19 protein-coding genes and 1 other annotated feature (1 of these 20 running past the window's edge) are annotated in these 21,595 nt (G+C 30.4%); of the genes, 16 read left to right on the top strand and 3 right to left on the bottom strand.

Going from position 1 to position 21,595, the window contains the following annotated elements; genetic code table 11:
- Positions 1-235: a binding site (T-box leader), on the top strand; it begins 21 nt to the left of the window's first position.
- A gap of 115 nt (positions 236-350) precedes the next feature.
- The 8 genes from asnA to CLOTH_RS05620 all read left to right on the top strand — a co-directional run bounded on the left by asnA (position 351) and on the right by CLOTH_RS05620 (position 10,360).
- The gene (gene asnA / locus CLOTH_RS05655) at positions 351-1,364 is read left to right on the top strand and encodes an aspartate--ammonia ligase (RefSeq protein ID WP_079412015.1); all 1,014 of its coding nucleotides are present in this window, start codon (positions 351-353) and stop codon (positions 1,362-1,364) included.
- 285 nt (positions 1,365-1,649) lie between these two features.
- A complete protein-coding gene (carA, locus tag CLOTH_RS05650) occupies positions 1,650-2,714 on the top strand; it encodes a glutamine-hydrolyzing carbamoyl-phosphate synthase small subunit (protein ID WP_079412014.1) in 1,065 nt (354 codons plus the stop codon).
- Positions 2,715-2,716: 2 nt separating this feature from the next.
- Positions 2,717-5,785 carry a carbamoyl-phosphate synthase large subunit gene (carB, locus tag CLOTH_RS05645; protein WP_079412012.1) on the top strand — a complete coding sequence of 1,023 codons (3,069 nt, stop codon included), beginning with the start codon at positions 2,717-2,719 and terminating at the stop codon, positions 5,783-5,785.
- A gap of 101 nt (positions 5,786-5,886) precedes the next feature.
- Entirely contained in the window at positions 5,887-7,047 is a 1,161-nt protein-coding gene (locus CLOTH_RS05640) for an ABC transporter substrate-binding protein (protein WP_331722022.1), read from the top strand.
- 62 nt (positions 7,048-7,109) lie between these two features.
- Positions 7,110-7,988: a branched-chain amino acid ABC transporter permease gene (locus CLOTH_RS05635; protein ID WP_079412009.1), complete on the top strand. Its 879-nt coding sequence runs from the start codon at positions 7,110-7,112 to the stop codon at positions 7,986-7,988.
- 11 nt (positions 7,989-7,999) lie between these two features.
- Entirely contained in the window at positions 8,000-8,881 is an 882-nt protein-coding gene (locus CLOTH_RS05630) for a branched-chain amino acid ABC transporter permease (RefSeq protein ID WP_079412007.1), read from the top strand.
- A 1-nt stretch (position 8,882) separates the two neighbouring features.
- Entirely contained in the window at positions 8,883-9,659 is a 777-nt protein-coding gene (locus CLOTH_RS05625) for an ABC transporter ATP-binding protein (RefSeq protein ID WP_079412005.1), read from the top strand.
- On the top strand, positions 9,653-10,360 hold the full coding sequence (locus CLOTH_RS05620; RefSeq protein ID WP_079412004.1) for an ABC transporter ATP-binding protein: 708 nt from the start codon (positions 9,653-9,655) through the stop codon (positions 10,358-10,360). The genes CLOTH_RS05625 and CLOTH_RS05620 overlap by 7 nt, the downstream gene beginning before the upstream one ends.
- Before the next feature lie 418 nt (positions 10,361-10,778).
- Here the strand turns inward: CLOTH_RS05620 and CLOTH_RS05615 are convergent, their stop codons facing one another.
- Complete coding sequence (locus CLOTH_RS05615) at positions 10,779-11,630, bottom strand: hypothetical protein (RefSeq protein ID WP_079412002.1); 852 nt, start codon at positions 11,628-11,630, stop codon at positions 10,779-10,781.
- Positions 11,631-12,024: 394 nt separating this feature from the next.
- Between CLOTH_RS05615 and CLOTH_RS05610 the strand changes: the two genes are divergently transcribed.
- Both CLOTH_RS05610 and CLOTH_RS05605 read left to right on the top strand, forming a co-directional pair.
- Positions 12,025-12,273: a hypothetical protein gene (locus tag CLOTH_RS05610; protein WP_143715428.1), complete on the top strand. Its 249-nt coding sequence runs from the start codon at positions 12,025-12,027 to the stop codon at positions 12,271-12,273.
- Positions 12,274-12,795: 522 nt separating this feature from the next.
- Positions 12,796-14,169, top strand: coding sequence for an MATE family efflux transporter (locus tag CLOTH_RS05605; protein ID WP_079412000.1), 1,374 nt, complete (start codon positions 12,796-12,798; stop codon positions 14,167-14,169).
- A gap of 31 nt (positions 14,170-14,200) precedes the next feature.
- Here CLOTH_RS05605 and CLOTH_RS05600 read toward each other — a convergent pair whose 3' ends face one another.
- On the bottom strand, positions 14,201-14,380 hold the full coding sequence (locus tag CLOTH_RS05600) for a hypothetical protein (RefSeq protein ID WP_079411998.1): 180 nt from the start codon (positions 14,378-14,380) through the stop codon (positions 14,201-14,203).
- A gap of 109 nt (positions 14,381-14,489) precedes the next feature.
- On the opposite strand from CLOTH_RS05600, the gene pcrA reads away from it, so the two are divergent.
- From pcrA to CLOTH_RS05575, 5 genes are all read left to right on the top strand, one after another.
- Complete coding sequence (gene pcrA / locus CLOTH_RS05595) at positions 14,490-16,667, top strand: DNA helicase PcrA (protein WP_079411996.1); 2,178 nt, start codon at positions 14,490-14,492, stop codon at positions 16,665-16,667.
- A 14-nt stretch (positions 16,668-16,681) separates the two neighbouring features.
- The gene (locus CLOTH_RS05590; RefSeq protein ID WP_079411995.1) at positions 16,682-17,458 is read left to right on the top strand and encodes a patatin-like phospholipase family protein; all 777 of its coding nucleotides are present in this window, start codon (positions 16,682-16,684) and stop codon (positions 17,456-17,458) included.
- A 10-nt stretch (positions 17,459-17,468) separates the two neighbouring features.
- Positions 17,469-17,978 (top strand): flavin reductase family protein, encoded by a 510-nt coding sequence (locus tag CLOTH_RS05585; RefSeq protein ID WP_079411993.1) that lies wholly within the window; start codon positions 17,469-17,471, stop codon positions 17,976-17,978.
- A gap of 117 nt (positions 17,979-18,095) precedes the next feature.
- Complete coding sequence (locus CLOTH_RS05580; protein WP_079411992.1) at positions 18,096-18,686, top strand: AAA family ATPase; 591 nt, start codon at positions 18,096-18,098, stop codon at positions 18,684-18,686.
- A 38-nt stretch (positions 18,687-18,724) separates the two neighbouring features.
- Positions 18,725-19,249 (top strand): peptidylprolyl isomerase, encoded by a 525-nt coding sequence (locus CLOTH_RS05575; RefSeq protein ID WP_456297648.1) that lies wholly within the window; start codon positions 18,725-18,727, stop codon positions 19,247-19,249.
- Between the two features lie 30 nt (positions 19,250-19,279).
- On the opposite strand, the gene CLOTH_RS05570 is transcribed toward CLOTH_RS05575, so the two are convergent.
- A complete protein-coding gene (locus CLOTH_RS05570) occupies positions 19,280-20,890 on the bottom strand; it encodes a putative manganese-dependent inorganic diphosphatase (RefSeq protein ID WP_079411987.1) in 1,611 nt (536 codons plus the stop codon).
- Between the two features lie 81 nt (positions 20,891-20,971).
- Between CLOTH_RS05570 and CLOTH_RS05565 the strand changes: the two genes are divergently transcribed.
- A complete protein-coding gene (locus CLOTH_RS05565) occupies positions 20,972-21,562 on the top strand; it encodes a DUF4230 domain-containing protein (RefSeq protein ID WP_079411985.1) in 591 nt (196 codons plus the stop codon).
- Positions 21,563-21,595: the final 33 nt, after the last annotated feature.

Raw genomic sequence — 21,595 nt, 5'->3', positions numbered from 1 at the left:
GTAGATATAGTTGGAGTTATAGAGAGTTGGGGATGGTGGAAGCCCAATACAAATTCTATATTGAAGAACATCTCTGAGTTTCTAACCGAAATGTATTGAAAGTAGGCTTAGACGGAACCAAACCGTTATACATTGGACAGTATCGAGAACATATCTCCGTACTGGTTTGAGCTGGTCATATTTTTATATGACAATCAGGGTGGTATCGCGGAAGCTATAGCCTTTCGTCCCTTTGTATAGGGACGGAAGGCTTTTTTATTTACTAGGAATTGTGGCCATGATTTCTGAAATAATCTTTAAAGTTTAGATATATTTTTCTTTTAAATTAAACAATTAAAGGAGGAATTAATATGGAAAAGAGCTTAATAATACCTGAAGGATATAAATCAAAGTTAGACCTTAAGGAAACTGAAATAGCAATAAAACATATAAAAGATTTTTTTGAGTCTTCACTTTCAAAGGAACTTAATTTAATAAGAGTATCAGCTCCCCTATTTGTAGAACCTGAAACTGGATTAAATGATAACTTAAGTGGAATTGAAACAGCTGTTACATTTGAAGTTAAAGGAATTGATAATAGAAAAGCAGAAATTGTACATTCACTAGCTAAATGGAAACGTATGGCTTTATATAGATATGGGTTTAGTGTTGGAGAAGGTATTTATACAGATATGAATGCAATAAGAAGGCAAGAGGATTTAGGAAACCTACATTCAATTTATGTTGATCAATGGGATTGGGAAAAAATAATAAGTAAAGAGGATAGAAATGAAGAAACACTAAAAAGTATTGTATCTAAAATCTATAAAGTATTTAAGGATACAGAAGAGTATGTAAATAAATTATATCCTCATATAGATAAATATCTTCCAGATGAGATTTTTTTCATTACTTCTCAGGAGCTAGAAGATATGTATCCTAGTCTTACAGCTAAGGAGAGAGAAGATGAGATAGCGAAAGAAAAAGGTGCTGTATTTATTATGCAAATAGGAGATATATTAAAATCAGGTTATAAGCATGATGGAAGGTCTCCCGATTATGATGATTGGAGATTGAATGGAGATATACTATTTTGGAACCCAGTATTAGAGAGAGCTATAGAGCTTTCTTCTATGGGGATAAGAGTTGACAAAGAAGCTCTACAAAGACAATTAGCACTATCAGGATGTGAGGAAAGAAAAGAGTTATCATATCACAAGATGTTATTAGAAGAAAAACTACCATTTACAATAGGTGGTGGGATTGGGCAATCTAGAATGTGTATGTTCTTTTTAAAGAAAGCACATATAGGCGAAGTTCAAGCTTCTATATGGCCACAAGAAATGATAGATATGTGCGAAAGTAGCAATATATTCTTGTTGTAACAATTAGTTGCATATATGCAATTTTAGAGAGAATAAGGATGAAAAATAATTATTTCTCGGGAAATATGTAAAAAAATAATATTATATGAAGGGAAAATAGATTATTGACAACGAAAAATCTAAGTGATAATATTCTATAAAAGATATATTTCTTTAAACTGGTCCAGAGAGGCTAGAAAGGTAAACAAATATGGATTCTTTTGAAAATAAGGGATACCTATACCTTCTTGCACCTATGGCAAGAAGGTTTTTTGTTGCCTCAAAAACTTTTGAAGGGGTGATAAAATGCGTGGAATAATTTACTTAGAAGATGGAACTATTTATGAAGGTAAAGGATTTGGGAAAGCTGGAACTTCTGTTGGGGAAATAGTATTTAATACATCTATGACAGGATATCAAGAAATACTTACAGACCCATCATACAGTGGACAAATAGTAAACATGACATATCCACTTATAGGCAATTATGGAGTAAACGAAATAGAAAATGAATCATCTAAGGTACATGCAAAAGGCCTTATAGTCAAAGAAATATGCAAAGAATACTCTAATTACATGGCCAATATAGATATAGACAGTATGCTTAGGAATATGGGGGTAGTTGGAGTCTATGATGTTGATACAAGAAGTATAACAAAAAAGATAAGAAGTTGTGGAAGTTTGAAATGCTTAATATCTAATGAGGATCTGTCATTAGATGAAATAAAGAAAAAACTAAGTGAAGTAGAGTTAAAACATGACTTTATGAAAAGGGTAGGAACAAAAGAAGTAATAAGTATAAAGGGAAAAGGTCCTAAGATAGGGGTAATAGATTTTGGTATAAAACAAAATATAATAAGAAATTTAATTAGTAGAGATTGCGATATAACTATATTTCCATACAATACTTCTTATGATGATATAGTTAAGATAAACCCAGATGGAATTCTTTTGAGTAATGGACCGGGAGATCCAAAAGAAGCTACAGAGGCAGTAGAAACTATTAAAAAGATAATCAAAAGCATTCCAACGCTTGGAATATGCATGGGGCATCAAGTATTAGCACTAGCAGTAGGTGGAAAAACTTATAAATTGAAATACGGCCATAGAGGTGGCAATCATGGAGTATATGATATAGAAAGAGATAGAGCATATATAACATCTCAAAATCATGGATACGTAGTTGATAAAGAGAGTATAGAAAAAGATATGATAGTTACTCATATTAACTTGAATGATGAGACTGTAGAAGGAATGAAGCATAAAACACTTCCAGTATTTTCAGTGCAATTTCATCCTGAAGGTTCTCCGGGACCTACTGATACATCTTATATATTCGATAAATTCATATCCATGGTTAAGGGGGAATAATTATGCCATTAAATAAAGACCTTAAAAAAGTTATGATAATAGGTTCTGGACCTATAATAATAGGACAAGCAGCAGAGTTTGACTACTCTGGAACTCAAGCGTGTAGAGCAATAAAAGAAGAAGGAATAGAAACAATACTTGTAAATAGCAACCCAGCTACAATAATGACAGATTCTGATGTAGCAGATAAGGTATATATAGAGCCTATAAACTTAGAAAGTATAGAAAAGATAATACAAAAAGAAAGACCCGATGGAATACTTGCTGGATTTGGCGGGCAAACAGCTCTAAATCTAGCTATGAAACTATATGATGCTAAGATATTAGAAAAATATAATGTTAAGTTACTTGGAACAAGTAGCGAGACAATAAAAAAAGCAGAAGATAGAGAAAAGTTCAAAGAACTTATGGAAAGTATAGGAGAACCTGTGGCAAATAGTATAATAGCTCAAAGCATAAATGAATGTGTAGAGTTTGTTAAGGAAAATGGATACCCTGTAATAATAAGACCTGCATATACTTTAGGTGGAACAGGTGGGGGTATAGCAAACAATTATGAAGAACTTATAAGAATATGTACAAATGGAATAAAAAGTAGTCCTATAGGGCAGATACTTCTAGAACAAAGTGTTGCAGGTTGGAAGGAAATAGAATATGAAGTTATAAGAGATGGCAAAGACAATTGTATAATAGTATGTAACATGGAAAATCTAGATCCAGTAGGAGTGCATACTGGAGATAGTATAGTTGTAGCTCCATCTCAGACGTTGAGAGATAAAGAGTACCAAATGCTAAGAAGCTCATCTATAAATATAGTTAGAAATCTAAATGTACAAGGTGGATGTAATGTACAATTTGCATTAGATCCACATAGCAACAGATATATAGTTATAGAGGTTAACCCAAGAGTTAGCAGGTCAAGTGCTCTTGCATCAAAGGCTACGGGATATCCAATTGCTAAGATAAGTGCAAAGATAGCACTAGGATATAGTTTAGATGAGCTTAGAAATAGTGTAACTAGAAATTCAAGTGCATGCTTTGAACCGACATTAGATTATGTAGTACTAAAGATTCCTAAGTTTCCATTTGATAAATTTACAACTTCAGAAAAAAGATTGGGAACTCAGATGAAAGCAACAGGAGAAGTAATGGCTATAAGTAGGAGCTTTGAAGATGCACTTTTGAAGGCTGTAAGGTCACTAGACACAGAAATAAATAATTTAGAAAATAAAACTATGATAAATATGAAAAAAGAAGAAATAATTGCTAAGATAAAAGCTTGCGACCACGAAAGAATATTTGCAATAGCACATGCAATAAGAATAGGCATTGATATAGATGAAATATACAATATAACAAAGATAGATAAGTGGTTTTTGTATAAGATAAAAAATATAGTGTCTAAAGAAAATAATAAAAATAAATCTTTAGTTTATAAAATGGTAGATACTTGTGGTGGAGAATTTGATGCGAAAACTCCATACTATTACTCATGCTATGATGAAGAAGATGAAAATGAAATATCTAATAATGAAAAAATAATTATATTAGGTTCAGGGCCTATAAAAATAGGGCAGGGAATAGAATTTGACTATTGTTGTGTTCATGGAGTACTAGGTAGTAAAGAAGCTGGATATGAAGCTATAATGATTAACAACAATCCTGAAACCGTAAGTACAGACTTTGACATTGCAGATAAATTATATTTTGAACCACTTCAGATAGATTATGTAATGGATATAATAAACAAAGAAAAGCCAAAGGGAGTTATAGTTCAATTTGGTGGTCAGACTTCAATAAATCTTGCTAAGAAGCTACATGAAAATAAAGTTAGTATATTAGGAACACCTTTTGAGTATATAGATTTAGCAGAAGACAGAGATAAGTTTGGAAAATTCTTAGAGAGTATAAATATAAAGGCTCCTAAAGGTGATATAGCTAGTGATACAAATGAAGCTATCAATATATCAAAGAAGCTAGGATACCCACTTGTTGTTAGACCTTCTTATGTTATAGGTGGAAGAGCTATGCAAGTGGTGTATGATGAAGAATCACTTATAAGTTACATGAGGCAAGCAGTCAATATATCAAAAGATCACCCTGTACTTATAGATAAATACATAAGGGGGATAGAAATAGAAGTAGATGCAATATGTGATGGAGATGATATATTAATACCTGGAATTATGGAGCATGTAGAAAGGACAGGAGTTCACTCAGGAGATAGTATAAGCTTATATCCACCAGTTAGTTTAAGTGATGATGTGATAGACACTTTAGTTGAATATACAAAAAAGATAAGTATAGGACTTAAAACTGTAGGCCTTATAAACATACAATATGTGTACGATGGAGAAAATATATATGTTATAGAAGTTAATCCTAGAGCTTCAAGAACCGTACCTATACTGAGTAAAGTGACACAAGTTCCTATGGTGAAAATAGCTACTAACTTAATGTTAGGTAAAAAGTTAAGTGATTATACTTATGGAACTGGACTTATGAAAGATAAAAATCTTCACGCTGTTAAGGTACCTGTTTTCTCAAGCGAGAAGATAGTAGGGGCTGATATGCATCTAGGACCGGAGATGAAATCTACAGGTGAAGTACTAGGAATAGATAAGGAGTTAGACATTGCTATATATAAAGGATTTGTAGGAGCAAATCTTACAGTACCTAAAAGTGGATCTTTGTATATATCACTTAGAGATGTAGATAAAGATGAAGGGCTACTAGTTATAAAGAACTACGTAGATCTTGGATTTAAGATATATGGCTCTAGAGGAACCTATGAATTCCTTATGAAAAACAATATAGATTGCGAAATAATAGAACTTAAAAATTTAAGTAATCAAATAGCATCAAAAGGCATAGACATAATAATTAATACACCAACTAAAGGTAATATTCCGCAAAGAGAAGGATTTAAGATAAGAAAATCTGCAATAGAACATAAAATTCCTATATTCACATCTTTAGACACTGCAAGATTATTTTTGAAAGCTATATATCTAAAGCGAAAAGATGTAGAAATTGATTATACAGATATAAAAGAGTATTTCATTAGCTAGGGGCCTTGGCCCTTCTTTTTTTTAGAATAAATCACATTTTATATTCATAGGTTAGATTATGGAAGTTGTTTCATAAATACAAAATCAATGGGGGGATGGATTTGAAAAGAAGGTTTGCAGCTCTAATTACTTCCTTAATCGTACTTATGAGTGTAGTGCTTACAGGATGTACACCTGGTAACTCTTCAGACTCAGACACTGTAAAGATAGGATGGATAGGGTCTTTAACTGGTGATCAAGCAGTTTGGGGAACTTGCGAATTTAATGCAGTTAAGATGATGGTAGAAGAAATAAACAACAATGGTGGACTTTTAGGAAAGAAAGTAGAAGTTATTGGTTATGATACTCGTGGGGATGCAATGGAAGCTGTAAATGCAGTTAGAAGACTTACATCTCAAGACAAAGTTATAGCTATAATTGGTCCAAATTCAAGTGGTCAGGCAATATCTATATCTGGAGTACTTGAAGAAATGAAAGTTGCAAGTATAGCAACAGTTGCTACAAATCCTAAGGTAACAGTTGTAGATGATAAGGTAAAACCTTATAACTTTAGAGTATGCTTTATAGATCCTTATCAAGGAGCAGTTGCTGCTGGATACGCTGCTGAGGTTTTAGGATTCAAAAGAGCTGCTATATTATACGATATAACTGATGATTATTCACAAGGACTTACAGAGTTCTTTGAAAAGAACTTTGTGGAAAAGGGTGGAGAAATAGTAGCTAAAGAAGGATTTAAATTTGGTGATGTAGACTTTAGACCTCAATTAAGTAAAATAAAAGATGCTAATCCAGATGTAATATTTATGCCGTATTTCTATAAAGAAGTTGCTTTAAGTGCAAATCAAGCTAGAGAATTAGGAATAGATGCAGTATTAATGGGAGGAGATGGATGGCCATCTGATCAACTTCTAGAAATGGCAAAAGATGCTATAGAAGGAAGCTATGTAGTTAATCACTTAGACTTTGATGATCCAGATGTTCAAGAATTTAAAAAAGCTTACGAATCAAAACACAATAAAGCCATAGAAATAAATGGATTCTTAGCTCACGATGCAGTTAAATTACTAGAAGCAGCTGTAATAAAAGCTAATAGCTTAGATTCTGCAGCTATAGCAGAAGCTCTTTCAACAACAAGTGTAAAGGGTATAACTGGTCAAATAAATATAAGCAAGGATACTCATAATCCAGAAGGAAAAGAAGCTGCGATAATTAAAATTGAAAATGGTGGATATAAATTCCAAGAAAAATACGGAGTTAAATAATTTAAAGAGGGAGAAATCCCTCTTTTGTTCTAAAGGTCAATAAATTGAGGGGGAGGGAAAATATGAATTCTTTTTTGCAACAGATAATAAATGGGCTTTCGATAGGAAGCGTTTATGCACTTATGGCAGTAGGATATTCTCTTGTTTATAGTATTATGAATTTTAGTAACTTTGCACATGGTGGAGTTATAATGATAGGTGCATACATAGGATTTTTCTTAATGACAATTCTGAATTTACCATTTTTTATTTCTTTTTTACTAGCTGGAGTAGGTACTGCTATTTTGGCAGTAAGTGTTGAAAAAGTAGCATATAGCCCACTTAGAAAAAGAAATGCTCCGTTTTTATACTTTATAATATCTGCTATGGGAGCGTCTATATTCTTAGAAAATATAGTTGTAGCAACTATAGGGCCTACATTTAGAACATATCCGGCAGTATTCTCATCAACTCCTATAAATATAGGTGGGATTTCAATTGGAAGATTAGATTTGACCATGTTCATAATATCAGCAATAAGCTTATCAATCCTTATATATATAATAGAAAAAACGAAAACAGGAATGGCAATTAGAGCAACTTCATATAGCATAAAAGCAAGTACGCTAATGGGGGTAGATACAAATAGAATTATATTCATAGTATTTGCACTTGGAGGATTTTTAGCTGGAATTGCTGGAGTTTTATTTGGAATGAAATATACTGTTTATCCTCAAATAGGTTTTATAACTATGAAATCGTTTATCGCAGCAGTATTTGGGGGATTAGGAAGTCTTCCAGGAGCAGTTATAGGATCTATTTTATTAGGAATAATAGAAACGCTTACATCCGGTTATATATCATCTCAATATAGAGATCTCATAGCATTTGCACTATTAATATTTGTATTGGTAGTAAAGCCAACAGGTATAATGGGCAAATCTACTGAGGATAAGGCATAAGGAGGTATATTATGGATTGGTTTTATATACAAGGTATTTTGATATTATCTGGAATAAATTTACTTGCTGTGCTTGGATTATCACTACTTACAGGCTTTACGGGATTGTTTTCATTTGGTCATGCAGGATTTATGGCTATAGGTGGATATATTACTGCCATGATGACAGTGAATTTTGGAATTCCTTTTATACCTGCACTTTTGATAGGAGGGCTTTCAGCTAGCTTGATAAGTCTTATAATAGGTAAATTAACACTAAACCTTAAAGGGGATTATTTCTGTATAGCTACACTTGGATTTGGAGAGGCTATAAGACTTATATTAGATAATATACAATATTTTGGTGGTGCTAGAGGTTGGGCTGGAATTCCTATGAAAACTAATCTAATGAATGTAGCAATAATCAATATAATAGGAATAATAATTCTCGTTAACATAATAAAATCTCGACATGGTAGAAATATGAAGGCAATAAGAGAAGAAGAAATGGCATCTCAGATAGTAGGAATAAATGTATTTAAATACAAATTAACATCTCTTGCTATAAGTGCTGCTTATGCAGGTGTTGCAGGAGGTATGCTTGCTCATTATTTAGGATTTTTGCAGCCAAGAATGTTTCAACTAATAAAATCAACGGAACTCACAATAATAGTAATATTTGGAGGACTTGGAAGTATATCAGGAAGTATAATAGGAGCATTGACTCTTACAGCCTTACCAGAAATGCTTAGAACTTTTTCGCAGTGGAGATTGGTTGTTTATGGAGCAGCAGTTATTTTTATAATGATAAGCAGACCACAAGGATTAATGGGTGGATATGAGATAACTATTAGCAACATAAAGAAGCTGTTCTCTAGATTATCTAGAAGAAAAAGTGAAACGGGGGCTGATTAGATTGGATAAGATACTTAAAATAAAAAATATAACTAAGCAGTTTGGAGGTCTGACAGCTGTAGGGAATGTAGACTTTGAAGTAGAAAAAGGAAGTATATTTGGACTTATAGGACCTAATGGGGCAGGAAAGACTACGATATTTAATCTTATAACTGGAATTTATAAGATAACAGATGGTGAAATGCTATTTGAAGATAAAAGAATAGATAATTTACAACCTTTTCAAGTTGCAGAATGTGGTATAACTAGAACATTTCAGAATATAAGACTTTTCAAAAAGCTCACTACTTATGAAAATATTCTAACAGCATGTCACAATAATTCTAATTATTCTTTAGTAGATTCTATAATGAGAAATAAAAAATTTAAGACAGAGGAAAGTGAATTAATAAAGCAAGCAGATGAGCTTATAAAGATAATGGGACTTTGGGATAGAAAAGATGATATAGCCGGAAATTTACCTTACGGACTTCAAAGAAGACTTGAGATAGGTAGAGCTCTTGCATTAAAGCCAAAGCTACTTCTACTAGATGAGCCTGCAGCTGGAATGAATCCAGAAGAAACAATACAGCTTATGCACCTTATAAAAGAGATAAGAGATAGATTTGATTTAACAGTCGTTGTAATAGAGCATCATATGGATCTTATAATGGGAATATGTGACAACATATTAGTTTTGAATTTTGGAAGAAAGCTTGCACAGGGAACTCCAAGAGAGATACAAGAAAATAGTAGCGTGGTAGAAGCTTACCTTGGAAAGGAGGATACATCTTGTTAAAAGTAGAAAATCTTAACGTTTATTACGGAGGTATTCACGCATTAAAAGGTGTAGATATAGAGGTTAGTCAAGGTGAAATAGTATCTATAATAGGATCAAATGGAGCTGGTAAGTCTACACTTTTAAATAGTATTTCTGGTATAGTAAAGCCAAGGGAAGGAACAATAACATATAAGGGAAAAGAAATTCCAAAGCTGCCACACAAGATAGTTAAGGAAGGTATTTGCCAAGTTCCAGAGGGAAGACATATATTTGCCAATCTTACAGTTAAAGAGAATTTACTTATGGGGACTTACCTTAGAAATGATAAGGAAAAGATAGAAAGAGACTTAGAAGATGTGTATAATCTATTTCCTAGACTAAAAGAAAGAATAACTCAAATGGCAGGAACATTATCTGGTGGAGAACAGCAGATGTTAGCTATGGGAAGAGGACTTATGAGTAATCCTGATATTATACTTTTAGATGAACCTTCTTTAGGGTTGGCACCTCTTTTGATAAAAACTATATTTGAAATAATAGAAGAAATAAAAAAAATGAACAAAACAATACTATTAGTTGAACAAAATGCTTATAAAGCATTATCTATAGCAGATAAAGCTTATATATTAGAGCAAGGAAAAATAGTAAAAAAAGGATACGCAAAGGATCTGATAAATGATGATTCTATACAAGAAGCTTATTTAGGAAAGAAAAAATAACAAATGACCTATTATGATATATTCTCCTTGTTGTAGACAAAACTGTGTACTACAAGGAGAGTTTTTTACAACACATAGGAAATTATGTACTTTAATAAATTGTGGGGAAGTTATAATTTACGTAATGTGTTTCAACAAAGTATTCTTTTAAAATCTTTCTAAAGAAAGACTTTGTTCTATTTGGCAGATCTCAGATTGGAGAAAATCAAAGCTATTGAAAAGCATCGTCCTGATGAAGATTTGCTTAAGCAGGACGATGCTAAAGATTATATTGATGTCAAACTGTCTAATTGACAGAGGTATGTTCACTTCCAGTTGAAGTTTTTTTATTTATTCAGGGATTATCTATATTGTAACTTTGATGTAATAATAGAATAAAACATTTTCTCTAATTTTCTACACATTCTTATTCTTTAATCTAAACAGCTGTCATAGTTCTAGTTACCTTACCAGCTTTATCAACTAATACTTCATGCATAACATATAGATCTTGAAGGGTTAGCATCCCTCCACCAACTGCAAATCCTATATGTAAATTCGCAGAGATTTTAGCATATGCACTAGTTCCTCTAGATCCACCGCTTGTTGACTGATTACTAACTCCCCAGATTGACAATGTTCCTCTTTTTATATATGAATTATTTGTTCCGCTGTTGAGAGTACATATTGAACCATTATAAGTGAATGTACCAATTGCTGATACTGTAAATATATGTATTCCTACCCAGCTGTAATAATCTTTTCTAGCAGATGAAGTTTGAGTAGTAGATGCAGCTAGAATAGATATTGCTTCATTTTCGCCATTTTCAGTCAACTCTTCTACTGTAAAAATACCATTACTTAAAACTTCTATTTTTATACTGTCATTAACAACTACTGATTTCGTTACTTGAGTTTGTAATATATCTTCGGTTGAATATCCTTTTATTTTTAGATTATTAGTCTTCTGGTTAGATTTATTAATTAACGATACAATTTCCTTATCTGTTATTTTTTCTGATTCATCAAGCTGATTTTGAAAGAAATCATCAATTATATTATCATCTAATGCCATAACATTTTTATTATCTAGATAATTAATCAATTTATCTATTGTATTGTCTATTTTTTTATTTGCCGATTCTACATCATTATTATTTATTGTACTTGAAGTAGTTTGTGTTATTTGTTTGTTTGAATCTGCAAATGCATTAATTGTTTCTACTCCACTTGAAAATAATAACGTTAAAATTAATACGACAGAAGAAACTTTTTTCTTAAATAAACTCACGATTCTCTACCCCTTTCACTTATCGTTTACATATTTGGTGTTATTTTCAATAAACCACTTCTATTATACCAGATAAAATAACCATCTTTAAACCAAAATATTATAGTATAATATATATTACGTCTTTAACTTTATTAATGTATGCATATATTATTTTATTAAAATTTATATTATCTTCTGCTTCCTGAAAAAAGTAGCTAGTGCATATAATGTACTTATAGAACTGTGATATTAAAACTAAACAGATTAATTGAGAAAATAGAATTAAATGAAAGCAATATAAGCGAGCCACATATAGTATTTATAAAAAACTTGTTTTACAGGATAAAATAAATTTTGATACAGCCAAAACTTTAATTTTAGAATATAAAAAAACAGTAAGGGAGGTTAGTTTATGCATGTATTTTTATATGGTATTACAGGTATTCTTTCACTCATCCCTATAATATTATTGCAAATATTTTTATCAAAGAAAGAAAGTAAGATACCTGGTTTAATATTGCCTACAATTAACTTTTTATTTTCATTATTATACCTTCTACAGGCTATGACATTCCTTGTAGGTCTTGTAGCATTTTTATTAGCAAATATACCTACAATAATATTTTTATTAATTTATTTAACTCATCGTAGAAAAAAATAATAAAAATAAAACCATTAATGAAATGAATATCCAACCAAGTTGCTATGTTCTCCTTGTTGCAGACAGTTAAAATAATAAAAACTGTGTACTACAAGGAGAGTTTTTTATAACACATAGGAAATTATGTACTTTAATAAATTGTGGGGAAGTTATAATTTACGTAATGTGTTTCAACAAAGTATTCTTTTAAAATCTTTCTAAAGAAAGACTTTGTTCTATTTGGCAGATCTCAGATCGGGGAAAATCAAAGCTATTGAAAAGCATCGTCCTGATGAAGATTTGCTTAAGCATTTAGCTGTTATATTGATGTCAAGGAGATATATGTTATTATATCATTAGATAACCATAAAATTGAATCAAGACCAAAATTTTCGTGTAAATAATAGAAGAATCTATAGACTTATGAAAATATTCCAACGGAAGCATTTTGGAGAACGCTAAAATTGGATATATATAAATTGACACAAGTATCAAAATAAAGATAAAATATAAGTTATGATAATTATATAGGAGGATTTGGATTTGGACCATTCAAAACAACTTGGAGAAGAAAAAATAGGAAAGCTTTTATTGAAGTTTTCTATTCCGGCTATCGTTGGAATGATAGTAAACTCTATATACAATGTTGTAGATAGAATATTTATAGGAAGAGGAGTAGGATCTATAGCACTTACTGGAATTACTGTTAGTTTTCCTATTATGATTATAATAATGGCTTTTGGTATGCTTATAGGAATTGGAGCTACATCTTTGATTTCTATTAGACTAGGAGAAAAAAAGGGCGAAGAAGCTGAGATAATTCTAGGAAATGCACTTTCTCTTTTGATACTCACATCTATAATAATGACCGTACTTGGACTTATATTTGTAAATCCGATACTTATAAGGTTTGGAGCAAGTAGTACTGTTTTGCCTTATGCTAGAGAGTATTTAGTTATTATACTTATGGGAAGTATATTCCAAAGTATAGGATTTGGGATGAATGGATTTATAAGAGCTGAAGGAAATCCTAAAATAGCAATGTACACTATGGTAATAGGAGCTTTGGCTAATATTGCATTAGATCCTTTATTTATATTCACATTTGGTATGGGAATTAGAGGAGCTGCAATTGCTACTGTGATTTCTCAGGCTATATCATCTGTTTGGGTTCTTTGGTATTTCTTTGGAGGAAAGAGTAGTTTAAAGATACACTTAAAGAACTTAAAGCTTCATATGAGGATAGTTAAAGAAATTATTGCTATAGGTCTTGCACCTTTTTCTATGCAGATAGCAGCAAGTGTAATAGTTGTAATTTTAAATAGGAATTTATATACTTATGGTGGAGATTCTGCTATAGCAGCAATGGGTATAATAAATAGTATAAGTATGTTCATACTAATGCCTATATTCGGAATCAATCAAGGCTCACAGCCTATAATAGGATATAACTACGGTGCTAGAGAATATGATAGAGTTAAGGAAACGCTAAAATACTCAATTCTAGCATCGACAGTAATATGTATTGTTGGATTTATAGTTGTTATGAGATACCCTGAGAATTTAATAATGATTTTTAATAATGAGGATAAGGATTTGATAAAGATAGGTGCTCACGGAATGAAAGCTGCTTTGAGAATGCTTCCTATAGTAGGATTTCAAATAGTGGGATCAAATTATTTTCAAGCAGTTGGAAAAGCTAAATATTCTATGTTCTTGAGTTTATCAAGACAAGTTTTATTTCTAATTCCAGTTCTTATTATAATGCCTAAGTTTTTAGGACTTGAAGGAGTATGGCTTGCATCTCCTATATCAGATTTTCTAGCTTTTATATTAACATTTATAGTGTTATTCATTGAAATGAAAAAGTTAGATAGTGGCAAAATACAAGACAATGATTTAATAAATGAAAACTGAAAATATAGTGCAGGGTACCCTGCACTATATTTTACTTTTTATCATCTTCAACTAAAGATTCGCCCTCAGAAAACCTAACTGAATCAATGCAGTCAAAATCTCTTTTCATATCAAGCGGCATAACAAGTCCTGTTAAAGGTCTTTCTATAACTTTATACTTTTCTGCGTTATAGGTAGCTTGAATTGAATCATTAGGATTTTTAGCTTTCATTGTCATCCCTCCTTAATATTAGTCTTTCATATAATAAAAAAAATAACCTTAAAAAAATTTATAAATTGAATTAAAATATATTTACTGCAAAGTTTACAAGGAGGCACTTATGAATATAGATAATTTAAATCCCATGCAAAAAGAAGCTGTACTTAGGACAGAAGGCCCAGTTTTGATACTAGCTGGAGCAGGATCAGGAAAAACTAGGGTTTTGACAAATAGAATAGCTCACTTAATACAAAATTTAAGTGTACACCCAGCTAATATATTAGCCATAACATTCACTAATAAAGCTGCTAATGAAATGAAGGAAAGAGTAGAGGAAATAATAGGATCTAAATCTAAAGATATGTGGATAAGCACATTTCACTCATGCTGTGTAAAGATACTTAGAAAAGATATAGATAAAATAGGATATTCAAGATCTTTTGTTATATACGATAGAGCAGATCAATTAACTTTAATAAAGAGTTGTATGAAAGAACTTAATATAAATGAAAAAATGTACGAGCCTAAAACTGTCATAAACTATATATCAGATGCTAAAGATAAATTAATTACTCCTAAAAAGTTTAGTAAGATACATGAAGGCGATCTTAGAATGAATAAAATAGCATCTATATACTCTCTTTATCAAGAAAGACTGCTTAGAAATAACTCACTAGACTTTGACGATCTTATAATGAAGACTATAGAGCTGTTTGAAAAAAATGAGGGAGTTTTGGACTTTTATCAAAGAAAATTCAAATATATAATGGTGGATGAGTATCAAGATACTAATAAAGCTCAGTACAAATTTATTCATCTACTTTCTTCAAAACACAAGAATCTATGTGTTGTAGGAGATGATGATCAATCTATATATGGCTGGAGAGGAGCAGATATAAGAAATATATTAGAGTTTGAGAGAGATTTTGATGATGTACACATAGTAAAGCTTGAGCAAAACTATAGATCAACTCAAACTATATTAGATGCTGCTAATACTGTTATATACAACAATAGCACTAGAAAAAGAAAGAAACTTTGGACTGAAAATGAATCTGGAGATAAAATATCTTTATTTAAAGCTAATGACGAAAGAGAAGAAGGAGACTTTATAGCTCACAATATAGCTAAACAAGTGAAAAATGAAAACAAAAAATACAGTGATTTCGCTATTTTATATAGAACAAATGCTCAATCACGTGCAATAGAAGAAGCATTAATAAAGCAGAATATACCATATAAAATATATGGTGGAATAAAATTCTATGAAAGAAAAGAAATAAAAGATTTACTAGGGTATTTGAGAACTATACAGAATCCACTTGATGATATAAGTGTAAAGAGAATAATAAATGTTCCAAAAAGAGGAATAGGTCTTAAGACTTTAGAAAAAATAGAAGATATAGCAATATTAAAAGGAGAAAGCATTTATTCTGTATTATTAGATGTAGATAGTATATCGGATATATCAACAAGAGCAAAGAGTAAGATTAATGAATTTACAACTATAATATCTACATTTATGGCTATGAAAGAAATATATCCTGTAAGTAAATTAATAGAGAAAATATTAGACAACACTGGATATATAAAAGAGCTAGAAAAAGAAGGAGATATAGAAAGTCAAACTAGAATAGAAAACTTAAAGGAATTTATATCTGTTGCTATAGAGTTTGAAAATACTAGTGAAGAAAAAGACCTTGAAACTTTCTTAGCTTCTGTATCTTTAGTTTCTGATCTTGATTCTTTAGATGAAGATATGAATTTTGTATCGCTTATGACTCTTCATAGTGCTAAAGGTCTTGAGTTTCCTGTAGTGTTTTTAGCAGGTATGGAAGAGGGGATATTCCCAACATCTAGGGCATTAATAGATGATTTAGAACTTGAGGAAGAAAGAAGGCTTTGTTATGTAGGAATAACAAGAGGTATGAAAAAAGTATACCTAACACATGCACTTATGAGAACTATTTATGGAAAGACTAATTATTCTAGAAGTTCTAGATTTATAGATGAGATTCCTAGTGATTATATAGATAATTTAAGCACTAACACAAAAAATACAAACAATAAAGTTGATACTACTCCAAGCTTACTAGAAAAATACAGAGAAAAATATAAAATTGATAAAAAGAAAGAAAATGTTCAAAATGGAGAAATAAAGTTAGGATCTAAAGTTCGTCATCCAAAATTTGGAATAGGAACAGTTGTAAGTAAAATAGGTTCTACTGTAAACATAGCGTTCGAGAATAAAGGGATAAAAAGTATAAACATAGAATATGTAAGTTTAGAAATAATTTAAAAGGGGTTGATGGTATGCTTGGGCTTTGCTTGCCTGGTGGAGGAGCAAAAGGAGCTTTTCAAGCAGGAGTTATTTATGGACTATATAAAAGGGGAGTAAGATTTGACATAGTTTGTGGAACATCAATAGGAGCTATAAATTCATACTTTGTATACAGAGGATGTATAGAAAAACTTAAAGAAACTTGGGAAAATGTAGATGAGGAAAGCTTTAAAAACACCATATGTACAGAAAATGTAATAGAAAATTCAAATCTAATGAATATATTAAGAAACCTTACTGGAAAAGATGAAGCTATAAAGTCTGTATATGTAAATTATATAGATGTTATAGATAAAAATATAAGAGAAGTAATAGTTGATATTACTAAATTAGATTGTGAAAAAGCTTTAGATTCCATAAAATATAGCTCATTACTTCCATATAGAACTGGTAAAAGCAAGGTTATGAATGATATTGTAAGAGAATTTGATTTTAAGAGATTATCTGAAGAATTCAAATATGATTTACAAAATGGAATATATGACGGATTTTCCTTAGATGGAGGCTTAATAAATAATACATTATTAAGCCCCTTTATAGATAATAAAGTTGAGAAATTAATAATAATACCTCTTAGAAATAATTATGAAGCCTCAGAGCATATTTTAGATAGTTATAACAAAGAAGATATAATTATAATAAGTCCAGAGAGTAATTTAGAACCTAGAGATACACTGAGATTTGAAAAAGAATTTTGTATAAATTTATTTCATGAAGGGTATAAGTTAAGTGAGAACATAAAACTCTAGGAGGGAAAATATGAGAGAAATGAAATTTAGTGATATGTCTAAAGAAATGCTAGAGCAACTTCAAAGAGGGGCATTTATAACAGTTAAAGACAAAGATGGAAATACAAACACTATGACTATAGCTTGGGGATCTATAGGATATATGTGGAACAAACCGATATTTACAGCTATGGTTAGATATTCAAGATATACTTATGACATAATAGAAAGGTCGAATGAATTTACAGTTAGCTTCCCTATAAATAATGACTTAAAGAATGAATTATCTATATGTGGAAGAAAATCAGGAAGAGATATAGATAAATTTAAAGACTGTAACTTAAACCCATTAGAATCTAAAAATGTGGATGCACCGATAATAAAAGAGTGTGATCTTTATATGGAATGCAAAGTAGTATACAAGCAAGAAATGAATGAAGATGGATTTTTGGACAATAATGTAAAAGACAAATGTTATCCAGATGGAGATTACCATGTTTTGTATTATGGAGAAATATTATCTGTATATATGAATGATTAGTTTGGTAAAATATGAAAATACATAAATTCTTTTTATACTTAGGTTGAATATACATCTAAAAACTAGTATAATAAATTAGTCGTCTTAAAAAATATAAGGTTACGGAGTGAATGTTAGATGGCTAAAAGAGTTGCAATACTAGGTGGACCAAGATGTGGTAAAACTACATTAATTCAGCATCTTTATGTTGAAATGAAAATATTAGGATTAGATGTAGGTTGTGCCTTTGAATATTCAACTGAGTATTTAAAAGAAAAAGGTATGATTGAAAGTATAGCAGAGCAATATGGAATATATTTAGGACAAAAGAAATTAGAAGACGGTTTGTCTGATTTTGAATATGCACTTACTGATTATGCTACTTTTATACCGTATGTGTACGGTAGATTTATGCTAGGCAATAAAGATAGAAGCAAAAAAGAAATAGAAATACTAAAAGATCTTTATTCACTAGCTATAGAAGATATTCAAAATTATGACTATATATTCTATGTTCCAAGAGAATTTGGATACGTTCAAGATGGAGTAAGATGGCAAGATGAAGAGATTGCAAAATCAGTAGATGATGCTATACTAACTTTCTTAAAGAGTGAAAATGTAAAGTTTATGGAAATTACAGGAAGCACAAAAGAAAGGGCTAAAAAGATACTTTCAGTATTAGGACTTGAGTACAAAGAAACATTAGAATTGTGTGATGAAGCTGAGTAAAAATCAGCTTCTTTTTCAAATACATAAAAAGGAGAGATATTATGCAAAAAAATCCAATAGTTACTATAGAAATGGAAAATGGAAATAAGATAGAAATAGAATTATATCCACATATTGCACCAAATACAGTTAGAAACTTTATATCTTTAGTTAAAAAAGGATACTATAATGGACTTATATTCCACAGGGTAATACCTGGATTTATGATTCAAGGAGGATGCCCAAATGGAACTGGTATGGGTGGACCTGGATACTCAATAAAAGGAGAATTCTCAATGAATGGGTTCACCAATAACCTAAAGCATGAAAGAGGAGTAATATCTATGGCAAGATCTTCAATGCCTAATTCTGCTGGATCACAATTCTTTATAATGGTTGCAAAATCTCCTCATTTAGATGGGCAATATGCTTCTTTTGGTAGAGTTATAAGTGGAATGGAAGAAGTAGATAGAATAGTAAGTGTTACAACAAATCACATGGATAGACCACTTGAAGACCAAAGAATGAAAAATGTAACAGTTGAAACTTTTGGAGTAGAATACGGAGAAGTAGAGAAAAACTAACAGAAAATAGGAAGAAATTAACGTTTCTTCCTATTTTATTATCTTAATGCTTTCAGATATCTTCGGAACTACTTGTTTTTTTCTAGAAACTAGATTTTCAACGAAAGACCCTTGCTCAGAAATACCAAAAGCAATAGACATTAAGCTATTATTTTCGCATTTATAAAGCAAATAAGAACCTTCCTTTAATATATCTGTTACAACAAGAAGTGTTAAGAAATAACCTTTGTCTTCGTGAACTTTTTCTATGAAATTTATAAACTCATCTTTTCTATTGAAAACATCTTCTATATCAAGTGTAAACACTTGACCCATTCCAGCTTTAGTTCCTTCGATATTAAACTCTTTAAAATCTCTATAAAAGATTTCATCTATAGTAAATCCTTCAAGAGAAGTACCAGCTTTGAACATATCCATTGCAAATGTATTTATATCTATATTAACAACCTCGTTAAGCTCACTAACGGCCTTTCTATCAAGAACTGTTGTAGTAGGCGATTTGAAAAGTAAGGTGTCTGATATTATACCAGAAATTAAAATTCCAGCAGTTTTATAATCTATATCTACATTTTGCTCCTTGAACATATTGTATATTATAGTACAAGTGCTTCCAACGGGCATATTTCTAAAATTTATAGGCATAGATGTATATATATCACCTATCTTATGGTGGTCAACAATCTCTAGTATTTCAGCTTCATTTAACCCTTCGGCACTTTGAGAGTATTCATTATGATCTACTAATATAACCTTTTTCTTACTAGGATTTATTAAGTGCTTTCTACCTAAGAATCCCAAAAATATATTGTTATCTCTAACGATAGGGTAGTTTCTAAGGTTATTAACTATTACATCATCTGTTATTTCCTCTATATATTCATTTTCATCAAATTTTATAATATTTCTTCTCATTATAGACGAAATGTAGTTGCACTGGTTTATAAGTTTTGAAGTAGTATAAGTATCAGTAGGAACAGATATTATAGGAACATGATTTGCCTTTGCTAAAGATATGTACTTTTCAGGCAAATCTTTACTTCCTGTTAATATAATAAGCTTTACCTTCGAATTTATACAGTGCTCTATAATGTCATATCTATCTCCTACGATTATTATACTATCTTTATCTAAATGACCTTTCTTTACTGTTTCATAATAATAAGCTAGTACAGATATTTTTCCAAAAACAAGAAATTCATCTCCAACTAGAATTTCTCCGTCTAAGTCATTAAGTATATTAGATAAAGAAGTATTTAAAGTATAGAAATCTCCTTTTATAAGATCCATAGCTATATCTTTCATAGTAACTATGCCTAAAAGCTTGTTATTTTCATCTACTATAGGTAAAGTTCTTATATTTTTGCTTTCCATGAGCTTGTATGCAGATAGTATAGAAATATTTGGAGAAATTCCTTCTATCTTATCATAGCTTAAATCCTTTATTTGTATCTTTACATTTTTTATTACTTTAGGATGTTCTACTTTGAAATAATCTAAAGCAAACTTAGATTCTTTACTTATATTTCCTAGAACACAAGGGATAGTTTCGTATCCTAATTTTCTTTTAAGGTTTGAAAATGCAATACTAGATGCCACAGAATCTGTATCTGGGTTTTTGTGTCCAAATATTAATATAGACAATTTTAGGCCTCCTTTGGTTAATATTTACACTTTACTTTAATATACTGATTATATCAGATATGTTGAAAGGGTGGTGTTATAGTGATTAAAAATTTAAATAAAATAAAAGCAATAATACTTGTTGTAATTATATCATTAGCTTTTATAGGCATTTATATGATTAATAAAAACTATGGAAATTTTAAGGAGAAAGATTCCACGATTATCATGGAAAAATTATCTACAATATCTGAACTTGCTACTACCAAATATTATTACAGTAATATAGTGTCATTTAAGGAAACTAAAAAAATAAAAGAAATAGAAATACCATTTACTCAAAAATCATTTCTAATAAAATACGAAGGATATATAAAAGCTGGTATAAAATTAGATGAAATTAATGTAGCAAGTATAAATAAAGACAGCATAAAAATTGAACTAAATAAACCTGTAATACTAGAACATAATGTTGATGAAAGAAATGTGTATGTATATGATGAAAAAAACGCTATATTTAATAAATTGAGCTTACAAGATATGCTAGATGAAATATCTACCGAAAAAGTGATTATAGAAAAAGAGTTAATAAGTAAAGGTTTTTTAGATGAGGCAACAAATAATGCAAAAACTTTCTTAGAAGAATTTCTAAAAGACTTGGGGTATGAAGATATAGATATAATATTTAAATAAAAATTTTTAGTACATTTGAAACATAAAAAAGAT

This window comes from Alkalithermobacter paradoxus (genome assembly GCA_002029295.1).
Lineage (GTDB): Bacteria > Bacillota > Clostridia > Peptostreptococcales > Peptostreptococcaceae > Alkalithermobacter > Alkalithermobacter paradoxus.
This window is presented reverse-complemented; position numbering and strand designations above follow the sequence as displayed.